Origin of the sequence: Streptomyces sp. NPDC047886, from assembly GCF_043204435.1 — a bacterium.
Taxonomy (GTDB): Bacteria; Actinomycetota; Actinomycetes; order Streptomycetales; family Streptomycetaceae; genus Streptomyces.
Genome location: NZ_JBIDCF010000001.1, coordinates 911,805 through 926,921 on the forward strand (window position 1 = coordinate 911,805; position 15,117 = coordinate 926,921).

Annotated in this window: 11 protein-coding genes; 5 read left to right on the forward strand and 6 right to left on the reverse strand. The window is 72.7% G+C overall.

Annotated elements, in window-relative coordinates; all coding sequences use genetic code 11:
- Positions 1–42: 42 nt before the first annotated feature.
- The 3 genes from ACGF5U_RS04040 to pepN all read left to right on the forward strand — a co-directional run bounded on the left by ACGF5U_RS04040 (position 43) and on the right by pepN (position 7,291).
- Positions 43–3,357, forward strand: a complete 3,315-nt coding sequence (locus tag ACGF5U_RS04040; RefSeq protein WP_392712749.1) for a S8 family serine peptidase — start codon at positions 43–45, stop codon at positions 3,355–3,357.
- A gap of 230 nt (positions 3,358–3,587) precedes the next feature.
- Entirely contained in the window at positions 3,588–4,604 is a 1,017-nt protein-coding gene (locus ACGF5U_RS04045) for an aspartate-semialdehyde dehydrogenase (RefSeq protein ID WP_392712750.1), read from the forward strand.
- 122 nt (positions 4,605–4,726) lie between these two features.
- The gene (gene pepN / locus ACGF5U_RS04050; protein WP_392712751.1) at positions 4,727–7,291 is read left to right on the forward strand and encodes an aminopeptidase N; all 2,565 of its coding nucleotides are present in this window, start codon (positions 4,727–4,729) and stop codon (positions 7,289–7,291) included.
- Between the two features lie 87 nt (positions 7,292–7,378).
- Here pepN and ACGF5U_RS04055 read toward each other — a convergent pair whose 3' ends face one another.
- Positions 7,379–8,281: a LysR family transcriptional regulator gene (locus ACGF5U_RS04055; protein WP_392712752.1), complete on the reverse strand. Its 903-nt coding sequence runs from the start codon at positions 8,279–8,281 to the stop codon at positions 7,379–7,381.
- A gap of 222 nt (positions 8,282–8,503) precedes the next feature.
- On the opposite strand from ACGF5U_RS04055, the gene ACGF5U_RS04060 reads away from it, so the two are divergent.
- Positions 8,504–9,073: a hypothetical protein gene (locus ACGF5U_RS04060; RefSeq protein ID WP_392712753.1), complete on the forward strand. Its 570-nt coding sequence runs from the start codon at positions 8,504–8,506 to the stop codon at positions 9,071–9,073.
- Positions 9,074–9,259: 186 nt separating this feature from the next.
- Here the strand turns inward: ACGF5U_RS04060 and ACGF5U_RS04065 are convergent, their stop codons facing one another.
- Both ACGF5U_RS04065 and ACGF5U_RS04070 read right to left on the reverse strand, forming a co-directional pair.
- Complete coding sequence (locus ACGF5U_RS04065; RefSeq protein ID WP_392712754.1) at positions 9,260–10,198, reverse strand: DMT family transporter; 939 nt, start codon at positions 10,196–10,198, stop codon at positions 9,260–9,262.
- A gap of 57 nt (positions 10,199–10,255) precedes the next feature.
- Positions 10,256–11,224 (reverse strand): EamA family transporter, encoded by a 969-nt coding sequence (locus ACGF5U_RS04070; protein ID WP_392713197.1) that lies wholly within the window; start codon positions 11,222–11,224, stop codon positions 10,256–10,258.
- 232 nt (positions 11,225–11,456) lie between these two features.
- Here ACGF5U_RS04070 and ACGF5U_RS04075 point away from each other — a divergent pair, with 232 nt between their 5' ends.
- Positions 11,457–11,984 carry a MarR family winged helix-turn-helix transcriptional regulator gene (locus ACGF5U_RS04075; RefSeq protein WP_392712755.1) on the forward strand — a complete coding sequence of 176 codons (528 nt, stop codon included), beginning with the start codon at positions 11,457–11,459 and terminating at the stop codon, positions 11,982–11,984.
- Positions 11,985–12,077: 93 nt separating this feature from the next.
- Here ACGF5U_RS04075 and ACGF5U_RS04080 read toward each other — a convergent pair whose 3' ends face one another.
- The 3 genes from ACGF5U_RS04080 to ACGF5U_RS04090 are packed head-to-tail and all read right to left on the reverse strand — an operon-like array spanning position 12,078 to position 14,842.
- Positions 12,078–12,308 (reverse strand): hypothetical protein, encoded by a 231-nt coding sequence (locus ACGF5U_RS04080; RefSeq protein ID WP_392712756.1) that lies wholly within the window; start codon positions 12,306–12,308, stop codon positions 12,078–12,080.
- A gap of 20 nt (positions 12,309–12,328) precedes the next feature.
- A complete protein-coding gene (gene malQ / locus ACGF5U_RS04085) occupies positions 12,329–14,557 on the reverse strand; it encodes a 4-alpha-glucanotransferase (protein ID WP_392712758.1) in 2,229 nt (742 codons plus the stop codon).
- A 36-nt stretch (positions 14,558–14,593) separates the two neighbouring features.
- On the reverse strand, positions 14,594–14,842 hold the full coding sequence (locus tag ACGF5U_RS04090) for a hypothetical protein (RefSeq protein WP_392712760.1): 249 nt from the start codon (positions 14,840–14,842) through the stop codon (positions 14,594–14,596).
- Positions 14,843–15,117 lie beyond the last annotated feature (275 nt).

Genomic DNA, 15,117 nt, shown 5'->3' on the forward strand with positions numbered 1-15,117 from the left:
CATCCGGCACCGAATTCCGGACCCTTCCTTTCACAAACAGGGATGCAGATGACCCTCGAACCCCCCAACCCCATACCCGGGGTGAGACGCGCGGCCCGTATCGCGGCCGCCGCGGGCATGGTGGCGGCGCTCGTCGCCGCCGGCGCCGCCCCCGCCTTCTCCGCCCCCGCGGACACCCCGCCGGCCGGGCCGACGGCCCCCGAACCGGCGAAGTCCGCGGCGAAGAAGCTCGGTTCGGACGACGCCGAACTGCTCGCCGAGGCCCAGGCCAAGGGCGAGAAGAACATCACCCTCATGGTGGCCACCGCCCCCGGCGCCACCGAGGAGGTCGCGCGCCAGCTCGACGCGGTCAAGGGCGGCACGGTCGGCCAGACGTACGACAAGCTCGGCTACGTACGCGCCACGGTCCCCACCGGTGAGGCGGACGCCGCGATCACCGCGGCCGCCAAGCTGTCCAGCGTCCAGGGCATCGACCTCAAGCACGAGATCGTGCTCGACGACCCGACGCCCGCCGCCGACCGTGCCAAGGGCGCCACGACCCAGACGACGGCGACCACCTACCCGGGGCCCGGCAAGGACACCCCCGCGGTGAACCCGTACAACCCGGCCCACGAGACGGGCGCGGTCGACTTCGTCCGCAAGAACCCGACCGCCGACGGCCGCGGTGTCACCATCGGCATCCTCGACTCGGGCATCGACCTGGGCCACCCGGCGCTGCAGAAGACCAGCACCGGCGAGCGCAAGATCGTCGACTGGGTCACCGCCACCGACCCGGTCAGCGACGGCGACAACACCTGGCGCCGGATGGACGTCGGCGTCGCCGGCCCGACGTTCACCGCGGACGGCCGCACCTGGAACGCCCCCGAGGGCTCCTACAAGTACCGCGCGTTCGCCGAGGCCGCCACCAGGGGCGGCGACATGAACGGCGACCTCAACCGGGACGGCGACACCACCGACGTCTGGGGCGTGCTCTACGACCCGGCCGCCGGCACCGTCCGCGTCGACCTGAACGGCAACGGCGACTTCGGCGACGACGAGGCCATGAAGCCGTACAAGGACGGCTTCCAGATCGGCTACTTCGGCACCGACAACCCGGCCACCGAGGTCGTCGAGCGCATCCCGTTCGTGGTCGAGATCCGCAAGGACGTCGTCTACAACAGCGCCGGCGCCAAGGCCGACTACGTCAACATCGGTGTCATCGAGGGCTCGCACGGCACGCACGTGGCCGGCATCACCGCCGCCCACAAGCTGTTCGGCGGCCGGATGAACGGCGCCGCCCCCGGCGCCAAGCTCGTCTCCTCGCGCGCCTGCACCTGGAGCGGCGGCTGCACCAACATCGCGCTGACCGAGGGCATGATCGACCTCGTCGTCAACCGCGGTGTGGACATCGTCAACATGTCCATCGGCGGCCTCCCGGCGCTCAACGACGGCAACAACGCCCGCGCCGCGCTCTACACCCGGCTCATCGACACCTACGGCGTCCAGCTGGTCATCTCGGCCGGCAACAGCGGCCCCGGCGTCAACACGATCGGCGACCCGTCGCTGGCCGACAAGGTCATCAGCGTCGGCGCGGCCATCTCCAAGGAGACCTGGGCCGCCAACTACGGCTCGGCCGTCGCCAGGCCGTACGCGATGTTCCCCTTCTCCTCCCGCGGCCCGCGCGAGGACGGCGGCTTCACCCCGGTGATCAGCGCGCCCGGCTCCGCGATCAACACCACGCAGACCTGGGCGCCCGGCGGCCCCGTCGCCGAGGCGGGCTACCCGCTCCCGGCCGGCTACTCCATGCTGAACGGCACCTCGATGTCCGCGCCGCAGGCGACGGGCTCGATGGCGCTGCTGCTGTCCGCCGCCAAGCAGAAGGGCATCGCCCTGACGCCCGCCACGCTGCGTACCGCGGTCGTCAGCCAGGCCGACCGCATCGACGGTGTCCAGGCCCATGAGCAGGGCGCCGGTCTGCTCAACGTGGTGGACGCCTGGAAGGAGATCCTCCGGGGCGCCACCGCGCACGAGTACAGCGTGAAGGCGCCGGTCGACACCGCGATCGACCAGTTCCTGAAGACGCCCGGCTTCGGCACCGGCCTGTACGACCGTGAGGGCGGCCTCAAGGTCGGCCAGGAGAAGGTCTACGAGGTCACCGTCGTCCGCACCACGGGCGCCGACCGGCCGATCCGCCACGAGCTGTGGTTCGAGAACAACCACGAGCGCACCTTCCGGATCGTCGGCAGCGACGAGGTGTACCTGCCGCTGAACAAGCCGGTCACCTTCAAGGTCGCCGCCAAGCCGCGCACGTCCGGTGTCCACAGCGCCATCCTGGAGCTGACCGACCCGCGCACCGTCGGCATCGACCGGCAGATCCTCACGACCGTGATCGCCGCCGAGGAGCTGGCCAAGCCCGCGTTCAGCGTCTCGGCCGAGGGCTCCGTGCAGCGCAACAGCCACCGGTCGTACTTCGTGAACGTTCCGGCCGGGGCGCGGTCCCTGGAGGTCGCGCTCGGCGGTCTCGCCGATGGCAGCCAGACCCGGTTCATCGCGATCCACCCGTACGGTGTGCCGTCGGAGTCGACGTCGTCGATCGTCTGCTACCCGAACTACCCGAACCCGGCGAACACCTGCCGCCCCGACCTGCGCTCCTACGCGAACCCGCAGCCGGGCGTCTGGGAGATCGAGGTCGAGTCGCGCCGTACGTCGCCGCTGCTCGACAACCCGTACAAGCTGGACGTCACGGTCCTGGGCGCCTCCTTCGACCCGGCCGTCCAGACCCTGCCCGAGGCCAAGGCCGGGGAGGCCGCCCCGGTCGCGTGGAACGTCACCAACGGCTTCGCCGCGATCGACGGCAAGCTGAAGGGCGGCTCGCTCGGCTCGGCGAAGGTCGCGCGTCCGACCATCGCCCACCACGCGGAGCAGCGGACCACCGTCGAGATCGGTGCGGGCGTCGAGCGCTTCGACGTCGCCATCGGCAACGTCTCCGACAAGGCCGCCGACCTCGACCTGATCGTCCTGCGCGACGGTGTGCAGGTCGGCTCGTCCGCGGACGGCGACTCCGAGGAGTCGGTGTCCCTGGTGAAGCCCGCCGCCGGCACGTACACGATCGTCGTCGACGGCTACGCCGTACCGGCCGGGGAGACCGCGTACGACTACAAGGACGTGTACTTCTCGTCCGCGCTCGGCGAGGTCACGGTGGACGAGTCCGCGTCGATCTCGCTCGGCAACGGCGCGTCGGCCCGGTTCGGCGCGGAGGTGCTGGTGAACGGCGCGGCTCCCGAGGGCCGGCAGTTCTTCGGCGAGGTGCAGCTGCTGAACGCGCGCGGAACCGCCGCGGGCACCGGCAGCGTCGTGATCGGCAAGGTCACTCCGTAGTACGCCGCTCCCCGGTGCCGGAGGGATCTCCGGTACGGGAGGGATCTCCGTAGTACTGGAGGGATACGGAGTGTGAGGGCGGGTGTCCACAAGGGCGCCCGCCCTCGTCGTTCCCGCACGGTGTGTCCGTGGCGGTTCTCACCCCCTGGACAATGGATTGGACAAGGCGGCCGGGGACATACGCATCATGGACGCGGCACCCCTGCCGCTCGTACGTACGGAGGAGACCCGTGAAGGTAGGAATCGTCGGAGCCACCGGTCAGGTCGGCACGGTCATGCGCAGGATCCTGGCCGAGCGGAACTTCCCGGTGGACGAGCTGCGACTGTTCGCCTCCGCCCGTTCGGCGGGCACCGTCCTGGACGGCGTGACCGTCGAGGACGCCTCCACCGCCGACTACACCGGCCTCGACATCGTGCTGTTCTCGGCCGGCGGCGCCACGTCCCGCGCCCTCGCCGAGAAGGTCGCCGGGCAGGGTGCCGTGGTGATCGACAACTCCTCCGCATGGCGGCGCGACCCCGAGGTGCCGCTGGTCGTCGCCGAGGTGAACCCGCACGCGATCAAGGACCGCCCCAAGGGGATCATCGCCAACCCGAACTGCACCACCATGGCCGCCATGCCGGTCCTGAAGCCGCTCCACCAGGAGGCGGGCCTGGTGGCGCTGGTCGCCACCACCTACCAGGCGGTCTCCGGCTCCGGCCTCGCGGGCGTCGCCGAGCTCGACGGCCAGGTCAAGGCCGTCGCCGACCGCGCCACCGAGCTCACCCACGACGGCGAGGCCTTCGCCTTCCCCGAGCCCGGCGTCTACAAGCGCCCCATCGCCTTCAACGTGCTGCCGCTGGCCGGCTCGATCGTGGACGACGGCTCGCACGAGACGGACGAGGAGCAGAAGCTCCGCAACGAGTCCCGCAAGATCCTGGAGATCCCGGAGCTCAAGGTGTCCGGCACCTGTGTCCGCGTCCCGGTCTTCTCCGGCCACTCGCTCCAGATCAACGCCCGCTTCGAGCGTCCCGTCGGCGTCGAGCGCGCCTACGAGCTGCTGAAGGACGCCGAGGGCGTGGAGCTCTCCGAGATCCCGACCCCGCTCCAGGCCGCCGGCAAGGACGCCTCGTACGTGGGCCGCATCCGGGTGGACGAGACGGTCGACAACGGCCTCGCGCTGTTCGTGTCCAACGACAACCTGCGCAAGGGCGCCGCGCTGAACGCGGTGCAGATCGCGGAGCTGGTCGCCGAGGAGCTGCAGGGCTGACGCCCCCGCTTCAGGGGCGGCTCCACCGCAACGGTGGAGCCGCCCCTTTTTTTCCGCTCTCCCCCGGGCTGTCCGGCGTGGAAGGATGACCGCAAAACGTCGTACAACGAGGAGATGACCGGGTGCCTGGCACAAACCTGACCCGTGAAGAGGCGCAGCGGCGGGCGAAGCTGCTGACCGTGGACTCGTACGAGATCGACCTCGATCTGAGCGGCGCGCAGGAGGAGGAGACCTACCGGTCCGTCACCACTGTGCGCTTCGAGTCCGCCGACGACCACGCGGAGAGCTTCATCGACCTGGTGGCTCCGGCCGTGCACGAGGTCGTCCTGAACGGCGCGTCGCTCGACGTCGCGGCCGTCTTCCGGGACTCCCGGATCGCGCTGCCGAGGCTGCGGCAGGGCGCGAACGAGCTGCGGGTCGTCGCCGACTGCGCGTACACGAACACCGGCGAGGGCCTGCACAAGTTCGTCGACCCCGTCGACGACCAGGCGTACCTGTACACCCAGTTCGAGGTGCCGGACGCGCGGCGGGTGTTCGCCAGCTTCGAGCAGCCCGACCTGAAGGCGACGTTCCAGTTCACCGTGAAGGCGCCGGCCGGCTGGACGGTCGTCTCGAACTCCCCGACGCCGGAGCCCAAGGACGACGTCTGGGTCTTCGAGCCGACGCCGCGGATCTCCACGTACATCACCGCGCTGATCGTCGGCCCGTACCACGCGGTGCACTCCGTCTACGAGGGCCCGGACGGGCAGACCGTGCCGCTCGGCATCTACTGCCGTCCCTCGCTCGCCGAGTTCCTGGACTCCGACGCGATCTTCGAGGTCACCCGGCAGGGCTTCGACTGGTTCCAGGAGAAGTTCGACTACGCCTACCCGTTCGCCAAGTACGACCAGCTCTTCGTGCCGGAGTTCAACGCGGGCGCGATGGAGAACGCGGGCGCGGTGACCATCCGCGACCAGTACGTGTTCCGCTCGAAGGTGACGGACGCGGCGTACGAGGTACGGGCCGAGACCATCCTGCACGAGCTGGCCCACATGTGGTTCGGCGACCTCGTGACCATGGAGTGGTGGAACGACCTGTGGCTGAACGAGTCGTTCGCCACGTACACGTCCATCGCCTGCCAGGCGTACGCGCCGGGCTCGAAGTGGCCGCACTCGTGGACGACGTTCGCCAACCAGATGAAGACCTGGGCGTACCGGCAGGACCAGCTGCCGTCCACGCACCCGATCATGGCCGACATCCGCGACCTGGACGACGTCCTGGTCAACTTCGACGGCATCACCTACGCCAAGGGCGCTTCGGTGCTGAAGCAGCTCGTCGCGTACGTCGGCATGGACGCGTTCTTCACGGGCGTGCAGGCGTACTTCAAGCGCCACGCGTTCGGCAACACGCGCCTGTCCGACCTGCTGGGCGCGCTGGAGGAGACCTCGGGCCGCGACCTGAGCACCTGGTCGAAGAAGTGGCTGGAAACCGCCGGCATCAACATCCTCCGCCCGGTGATCGACACGGACGCCGCCGGGAAGATCACGTCGTTCGCGGTCAAGCAGGAGGCCCCGGCGCTGCCCGCCGGCGCCAAGGGCGAGCCGACCCTGCGGCCGCACCGCATCGCGATCGGCCTGTACGACCTGGACGGGTCCGGCAAGCTCGTGCGCACCGAGCGCGTCGAGCTGGACGTCGACGGCGAGCTGACCGGCGTCGAGGCGCTGGTGGGCAAGGAGCGCCCGGCGGTCGTGCTCCTCAACGACGACGACCTGTCGTACGCGAAGGTCCGCCTGGACGAGGAGTCCCTCCGGAACGTCGTGGCGCACCTCGGCGACTTCACCGAGTCCCTGCCGCGCGCGCTGTGCTGGGCGTCCGCGTGGGACATGACCCGCGACGGCGAGCTGGCCACCCGCGCCTACCTGGACCTGGTGCTGTCCGGTATCGCCAAGGAGTCCGACATCGGCGTGGTCCAGTCGCTGCACCGCCAGGTGAAGCTGGCCCTCGACCTGTACGCGGCGCCGGACTGGCGGCCCACGGGCCTGGCCCGCTGGACCGAGGCGGCGCTGGAGCAGCTGCGGGCGGCGGCCCCCGGCAGCGACCACCAGCTGGCGTGGGCGCGCGCGTTCGCGGCCACGGCCCGCACGGACGAGCAGCTCGACCTGCTGGCCGCGCTGCTGGACGGCTCCCAGACCCTCGACGGCCTGGCCGTGGACACCGAGCTGCGCTGGGCGTTCGTGGAGCGGCTCGCCGCGACCGGCAGGTTCGGCGAGGCGGAGATCGCCGCAGAGCACGAGCGGGACCGGACCGCGGCCGGTGAGCGGCACGCGGCGACGGCACGGGCCGCGCGGCCGACGCCGGAGGCCAAGGCCGAGGCGTGGGCGTCGGTCGTGGAGTCCGACAAGCTGCCGAACGCCGTGCAGGAGGCGGTGATCGCCGGCTTCGTCCAGACCGACCAGCGTGAGCTGCTCGCCCCGTACACGGAGAAGTACTTCGCGGCCGTCAAGGGCGTGTGGGAGTCCCGCTCGCACGAGATGGCCCAGCAGATCGCGGTCGGTCTCTACCCGTCGGTCCAGGTGTCGCGGGCGACGCTGGACGCGACGGACGCGTGGCTGGACTCGGCCGAGCCCAACGCGGCCCTGCGCCGCCTGGTGTCGGAGTCCCGGGCGGGCGTGGAGCGCGCCCTGAAGGCCCAGGCGGCCGACGTCTAGCACGCGGGTCCTGGCCGGTCGCTGAACGGCGTCCCCTGTCCAGGGGGCGCCGTTCTCGCTGTCCGGCGACCGGCCGTCGCGGTGCCGTCAGCGGGCCGCCGCCGCCTCGCGCAGCGCGGCGAGCACATGGGCCACGCCCGGGGACGCCTCGGAACCGCGCCGCACCGCGGCGACGACGTGGCGGAGCGGCGGGTCCGGGAGCAGGGCCCGGACCGCCACGCCAGGTACGCGTTCGGCGGCGGCCATCCTGGGCACCAGCGCGATGCCCATGCCGGCGCCCACCATGGCGAGGATCGCGGTCCAGCCGGCGGCCGAGTGGGCCTGTTCGGGGACGAACCCGGCCGCCTCGCACGCCGCCGTGGTGATCTCGGACCAGGGCCCGCTGCCACCGAAGATCCACCGCTCGCCCGACAGGTCCGCGAGCCTCGGCCCGGGCGCCGCGGCGAGCGGGTGCCCCTCCGGGAGGGCGACGTCCAGCGGGTCGGCGAGCAGCGGTACGCGGGTGAACCTCGGATCCCGGGCGGTCGGCGCGTGCGCGGCCAGCGACAGGGCGAGGTCCACGGCCCCGGTGGACAGCAGCGCGTACGCCTCGGCGGCCTCCGCCTCCCTGACCCGCACCTCCAGTCCCGGATGGGCGGCGCGCAGCCGCCGCACGGCGGGCACCACGAGGGCGGGCACGGCGGTGGAGAACGCCCCGACCCGTACCTCGCCCGCCTCGCCCTCGAGGTAGCCCGCGAGTTCCGCGTCGGCCCGTTCGAGCTGGGCGAAGACCACGTCGGCGTGGCCCAGCACCAGATGGGCCGCGTCGGTGAGGCGGACGCGCCGCCCGTGCGCCTCCAGGAGCGGTACGCCGAGCTGCCTGGCCAGGCCGGCGAGTTGCTGGGACACCGCCGACGGGGTCATGTGCAGGGCCTCGGCGGTCGCGGTCACCGTGCCCCGGTCACGCAGGGTCCGCAGGATCCGCAGCTTCTTGACGTCCCACTCGGTCATGCCGGGCAACCTATCCGGCGGTTGGCGTCTACCGGACATCCACCCCGAATCGGTTGCCGGGGGTTCCGGGGCGCTCGACACTCGAAGAGCACCTGCCGCGTAAGGACTGCATCAGCAGTGGATGCGCAGGTGCGGCGCGAGCACAGAAAGCAGCACCAGCGGAAGCGGCAGCGCGGAAGCAGCACCAGCGGAAGCAACACAGCGCCCTAGGGGGAATTCGGCATGGCATTGCGCAAGCCGGCCACGGCAATCGCCGCGGCCCTGGTCCTGATCGCCACGACGATGTTCGGCTTCACCGCCACGGCGGCAGCGAACGCAGCGGCACCGACAGGGGAACAGCAGTTCGCCGCGCAGGCGAAAGCCGCCGGACTGACCGCCGCCGAGGCGGCGGAGCTCCAGTCGACGGTCGACGGCTACGTCGCGCGGGAGGGCGGCACACAGGTCGCCGCCAACAAGGTGGCGGTTCCCGGGAAGGGCGAGATCACGGTGGCGCTGCCCGGCGAGCGGTACGCCCGGGACCTGACCACCGGCGCGCGGGCCTCCTGCCCGTACGAGAACTTCTGCATGTTCACCGGGACGTACTACAGCGGCACCCAGTTCAACCTGTGGAAGTGCCAGTCGTACGCCCTGTCGCACTGGAACAGCAGCGGCTCCTGGATCAACAACCAGACCCCCGGGACGCGCGCCAGGTTCCAGGACCGCAACCGGAACACGATCTACACGACGCCGGGCGCGTACGCGGAGAGCCCGGACTACAACTGGGTGCCGGTCTGGTACGTCGTCCCGTGCTGACCGGCTGCCGTCCCGTGCCGACCGGCTGCCGTCCCGTGCCGACCGGCTGCCGTCCCGTGCCGACCGGTTGACCGGTCCCTCACGAACCATCACCCCTCCCCAAGGGCCCCGCCCCCGCCGCCCGACCAACGGCGGGTGCGGGGCCTCCCCGTGCGACCGGCCCCCGCACCAGCCCCTGGCACCGGCTCACGGGGTGCGGCGGGTGCCGAGGACGACCCCTCCGAGGATCAGCGCCATGGAGAGCGCTCCGACCGTCCCGACCTCCTCACCGATCAGGACGTACGCGAGCAGCGCCACGCACAGCGGCTGGAGGTAGTAGACGACTCCGGCACGGGCGGCGCCGATCAGCGAGACGGCCTTGTTCCAGGCGAAGAACGCGACGGCGGAGGAGAAGACCCCGACGTACAGGAGAGGTCCGGCGGTGCCCGCCGTGACCGTGAAGCCGCCCTGCACCGCGAGGCTGACGGCGTACGCGGGGAGCAGCATCAGCGCGCCGACGACAAAGGTCGCGAGCAGCAGCGCCGGCCCGCCGATACCCGGAGGCCGTCGCCTGATCAGGGCGCTGTACGAGGCGAAGCACACGGCCGCCGCCACCATCCACAGGTCACCCGCGACGAACCCGCCGCCACCACGGCCCATCAGCAGGACCACCCCGGCACAGGCGATGAGCATCCCGAGCACCCGGCGCGGGCCGAGGCGGGCGCCGCCGAGCCTCTCGTACCCGGCCATCAGTACCGGCGAGGCGGCCATGATCATGCCCATGGTGCCGGCCGACGCGGTGAGTCCGGCCTGGTTGACGAGCGTGTTGTAGAGGGTCACGCCGAGCAGCGACGCCAGGAGCAGGAAGCCGAGGTGACGGCGGATCAGCCGGCGCTGCCGCCAGGTCGCGCGTGCGGCGAAGGGCGCGACGGCGAGGATCGCGACGATCCAGCGCCAGAACGCCGCCTGGACGGGGGGAACGGTGTCGTGCAGGGCGCGGGACGCGACGAAGCTGCCGGACCAGACGACCGTCGCGACGACCGCCAGGAGCAGACCGAGCGGGGCGGAGGCGCGTACCGCCCGCCACGCACCGGTCGTTCTCGGGCTGTGTCGGATACGGGTCGGGGTCGGGGCCGGGAGCGTCACGGTCGTCGTCCGCCTCTCTACCCCGTGCTCGGGGTGGGTCCGGGTGCGGTGAGGGGACTACCGTCGCACCGCGGAACTCTTGAGGTCCATCGAAAGTTCTTGACGCTGCTTTTCAGCTCTGCTGAACGATCGGAGCCCACGGACGCCGCCCCCGCCTCCCCTGGCTCCCTTGCCTCCCCCGAGCTGACCGACGATCGTGGCCCCGAAGGCGATCGCCATGCCGACGAGCTGGACGGGGCCCAGCGCCTGACCGAGCGCCACCCAGCCGATGACGGCGGCGCTGAGCGGCGACAGCGGGCCCAGGAGCGTCACGGACGTCGCGGACAGCCGCCCGATGCCACGGAACCAGAGCCAGTACGCGACCGCCGTGTTGGCGAGGGCGAGATAGCCGTATCCGGCGAGGGCGCGGCCGTCGAGCGCGGGCGGCGCGCCCTCCACGGCGAACGCGACCGGGGCGATGAGCAGCCCACCGGCGGTGAGCTGCCAGCCGGTGAGCGCCAGCGGGCCGACACCGTCGGGCCGGCCCCACCGCTTGGTGAGCACCGTCCCGGCGGACATGGCGGCGGCCGACGCGAGCCCGGCGAGCACACCGACGAGATCCAGCGCGGCGCCGGCCTTCAGCACGACGAGGCTCACGCCGAACGCGGCGGCCACGGCCACGAGCACCGCCCGCGCGGTGGGCCGCTCACCCAGCAGCAGGGCGGCCAGGGCGACGACGAAGAGGGGGCCGACCGAGCCCACGACGGCGGCCACACCGCCGGGCAGCCGGTACGCGGCGAGGAACAGGAGCGGGAAGAAGGCGCCGATGTTCAGCGCGCCGAGGACGGCCGACTTCCACCACCAGGCGCCGCGCGGCAGCGTCCGCACCGCGACGAGCAGGGCGAGCCCCGCCGGGAGGGCGCGCATCAGGCCGGTGAACAGGGGCCGGTCCGGTGGCAGGAACTCGGTGGTGACGGCGTAGGTCGAACCCCAGGAGATCGGGGCCAGGGCGGTCAGGGCGACGGCGGCGGCTCGGGACACGGCGATTCCCCTCGGAGACACGACGGCACACGCTCCGGAGCACGCGCGGAGCCATGCCCCGGAAACACGGGCGACCGGCGCGAGAGCGAGTGGCTCAGCGGTAAGTAGCTTACCGCTAAGCTACTTACATGCAAGCTTCTTACTGGCAGGCTTCTTACACGCGGGCTTCTCTCTGCTGAGCTGCCGTCTCGTGAGCTTCTTTGTTGCAAGGGGCACCTGGGGGACGGACACTTCCGCCATGACCTCGACATCACGCGCGGACTCCGCGACCGCCGCCCCCGACGCCGTCGACGCCATCACCGCGCAGTGGGCCGTCGTACGACCGGACCTGGACACCGTCCCGATGGCGGTCTTCGGGCGCGTCTACCGGCTCACGCAGACGATGGGCGAGCGCATGGACAAGGCGTACGCGGCGTTCGGCATCTCCCGGGGGGAGTTCGACGTCCTCGCGACGCTGCGTCGCTCGGGCGAGCCGTACACGCTGTCGCCGCGCCAGCTCTCGGCGACGCTGATGCTGACCACGGGCGGAATGACGGGGCGGCTCGACAAGCTGGAGCGGGCGGGCCTCCTCGCCCGCAGCCCCGACCCGCACGACCGGCGGGGCCTGCGGGTTACCCTCAGCGAACGCGGGCTCGCGCTCGTCGACGAGGCGGTGACGGCGGGGCTGGCCGTACAGCGGGAGGCGCTGGAGGCGGCCCTGGACGAGGAGGAGGCCCGGCACCTGTCCGGCCTCCTCCGGAAGCTGCTCACGGGGACCGGCGCCTGACACCCCGAGCCGGGCCCGCTGCGCGCGTGCGCACACGCGAGGGCGCCGGGCCACGGGGTGTCACCCGTGGCCCGGCGCCCTCGAAGAGTGGGGTCAGGCCTGCTTCTTGGACTTGTCGAGCACCATCACCAGGCCCGCGATCACCAGGAACAGCACGATCGGGGCCACCACGAAGAGGCCGAGCGTCTCCATCACGCTCAGGCCGGAACCCGGGTCGTCGCCGTCGTCGCGGGTGAGCGCGAGCGCGGGGGACGACATGAGCAGCATCATCAGCGTCGTACCGGCCGCGACGGCGCCGGTGCGCAGGGCGTTCTTCTTGTCCACGGTGCAAACGTAGCGAACGCCTAGAGACGCCGCGCGCCCGGGGGTGCCGTACGGGGCCGGAACTCGTCCAGGAGCGCGTGCAGCCGGGGCGAGGCGGCGAGGTCCTCCAGGGTGACGGGGCGGCCGTCGGCGTCGGCGATGGGCAGCCGCCAGTTCGGGTACTGGTCCCAGGTGCCGGGCAGGTTCTGCGGGCGGCGGTCCCCGACGGCGTCCGGCAGCCAGACGCCGGTCATCCTGGCGGGCGTGCGGCGCAGGAACCGGTACACGGCCCGGATCTCCTCCTCCTCGCCGCCCCGCACCGCCCCGGTCGAGGCCGTGGCCGCCGGCCCGGTCGCGTGCGCGGTCGCGGCCGTGACCGAGGCAGTAGGGGTGGGGGTCGTGAGCTCGGTCGTCGGCACGGTCGTGGCCGTGGGCGGGGTCGTCGGCACGGTCGTGGCCGCGGGCTCGGCGAGGTCGCCCAGCTCGCGCAGGTACGCCAGCCACTCGGCGACGTCCGCCGCTGCCTCGGCCCGCTCGTCCGCCAGCGGCCGGGTGAGCAGGCCGAGCCGGTGGCGCAGGTCGACGTGGTCACCGGAGAGGCGGGCCGCCGTGGGCGGCAGGTCGTGGGTCGTGGCGGTGGCCACGCAGTCCGCGCGCCACGCCCCGGGGGGCAGCGGGCGGCCGGTGCCCTCCCAGTCCCGTTCGAACCACAGGACGGACGTGCCGAGGACGCCGCGCCGCTGGAGGGCGTCCCGCACGCCGGGGGCGACCGTGCCGAGGTCCTCGCCGATGACGCAGGCGCCCGCGCGGTGCGCCTCCAGGGCGAGTACGGCCAGCATGGCGTCGGCGTCGTACCGCACGTACGTGCCCTGCGTCGGCTCCCAGCCCGCGGGCACCCACCAGAGCCGGAACAGGCCCATCACATGGTCGATACGCAGGGCGCCCGCGTGCCGCATGAGCCCGCGCAGCAGGTCGCGGTAGGGGGCGTAGCCGGAGGCGGCGAGGGCGTCGGGGCGCCACGGCGGCAGGCCCCAGTCCTGGCCGCGCGCGTTGAACGCGTCGGGCGGCGCGCCCACGGACATGCCGGCGGCGAACGCGTCCGCCTGCGCCCATGCGTCAGCGCCGTCCGGGTGCACCCCGACGGCGAGGTCGTGGACGATGCCGACGCCCATGCCCGCGTCCCGGGCGGCACGCGCGGCGGCGCCGAGCTGCTCGTCGGTGAGCCAGGCGAGCCAGCCGTGGAAGGCGACCCGGTCGGCGAGTTCGGCGCGCGCCCGCGCGGTGTCGGCGGAGCGGGGGTCACGCAGCCCCTCGGGCCACTGGCTCCGGTCGGAGCCGTACCGCTCGGTGAGGGCGCACCAGGTGGCGTGGTCCTCCAGGGCCCGGCCCTGGGCGGCGAGGAAGACCCGGTGGTCGGCCTCGCGGCCGGGGCCCGGGGGTACGCGCCGCAGCAGCTCCAGGGCGCGGCGCTTGACGACCCACACGGCGTCGCGGTCGATCAGCTCGCCCTTGCGGAGCACCCCTTCGCGCAGTTCGGCGCCCCGGCCGACGAGCGCGTCGAGTTCGACGCGGTCCTCGCCCCGCACGTACGCGTACTCGGGGACGTCCTCGATCCGCAGATGGACGGGGTCGGGGAAGCGTCGTGAGGACGGGCGGTACGGGGACGGGTCGGTGGGAGTGCCGGGCACCGCCGCGTGCAGCGGGTTGACCTGGACGAACCCGGCGCCGACGGCGCGCCCGGCCCAGGCGGCGAGCTCCCTGAGGTCGCCGAGGTCGCCCATGCCCCAGGAGCGGCTGGACAGCAGCGAGTACAGCTGGACGAGCACGCCGTGCCCCCGCGCGGGCGGCTGGGGCACGCGCGCGGGGGCGACGACGAGGGCCGTGCCCGCGGTGCGTCCGTCGGGGGCCTCGGCCCGCAGCCGGTGCACGCCCAGCGGCAGTTCGGCCCACGGCACGGGGGACTCGATGTCCTCGCCCCGCTCGGTGGTGATCCGCAGGGCTGTGCCCGGGGGGAGGGCGGCGAGCGGGCGGGGGCGCCCGGACGGTTCGTCGCCCTGCCACACGACGACGGTCGGCGGGAGGAGCCGGTCCGCCGCGGCCGCCTCGGCGTCCGCGAGGGAGGCCCGTACCGCGGCGGGTGTCGCCGCGTCGACGTCCAGGGCGGCGAGGACGGCGATCACCGTGGCGTCGGGGACGGGAACGGTGACGCCCGCGGACGGGGAGTACGCGGTCGCGACTCCGTGCAGGGCGGCGAGCCGGGCGAGGGTCAATTCGGGCTCCTGGGCTTCGGCGTCTGGGGAAGACCCCTAGGGGCGGGGGAACTCCGGTCCTCCGGCCGTGCCGCGCGCGGTCGGCTCGCTGGTCAGCGGCGTGGCGTCGGTCATCGGGGGTTCGCTGGTGAGCGGCGCGGCGTCGGCGAGGGGCGGTTCACTGGTCAACGGGCCGGGGATGTGGCCGGCGTGCGGTCCGGAGAGCCGTTCCGGTGCGTGTCCGGAAGTCGGTCCGGGGACCTGTTTGGAGAGGGCGGTGAGCAGAAGGTGTGCGGCTGCGGCCACGGTGAGCTCCCTATGAGGTGACAGTGGGACCACAGCAGCCCTACCCAGCGAATCCCGACACATCCGCGAAACGTGTCACTGGTCACACGCACGCCCGTCGCGTTCCGGCCGAGCGCCGGGTGGCCGGAGGCAGCGGGGACACAAGCCGAGTGGACGGGGGCCGGGCGAACGAGGGCCGGGTGGACGGGGGAAGAGGGAGAACGCCTCACGCCCTGGTGTGCAAATACGACACATCGGCCACGCACATTGACACCTTCGGCAAGGGGGTGGTGGGC

Excerpts from the sequence above, each read along its gene's own strand:
- ACGF5U_RS04040 (WP_392712749.1), top strand. The coding sequence starts at position 43 with ATGCAGATGACCCTCGAACCCCCCAACCCCATACCCGGGGTGAGACGC.
- ACGF5U_RS04055 (WP_392712752.1), bottom strand. The coding sequence starts at position 8,281 with ATGACCGAGTGGGACGTCAAGAAGCTGCGGATCCTGCGGACCCTGCGT.
- ACGF5U_RS04060 (WP_392712753.1), top strand. The coding sequence starts at position 8,504 with ATGGCATTGCGCAAGCCGGCCACGGCAATCGCCGCGGCCCTGGTCCTG.
- ACGF5U_RS04075 (WP_392712755.1), top strand. The coding sequence starts at position 11,457 with ATGACCTCGACATCACGCGCGGACTCCGCGACCGCCGCCCCCGACGCC.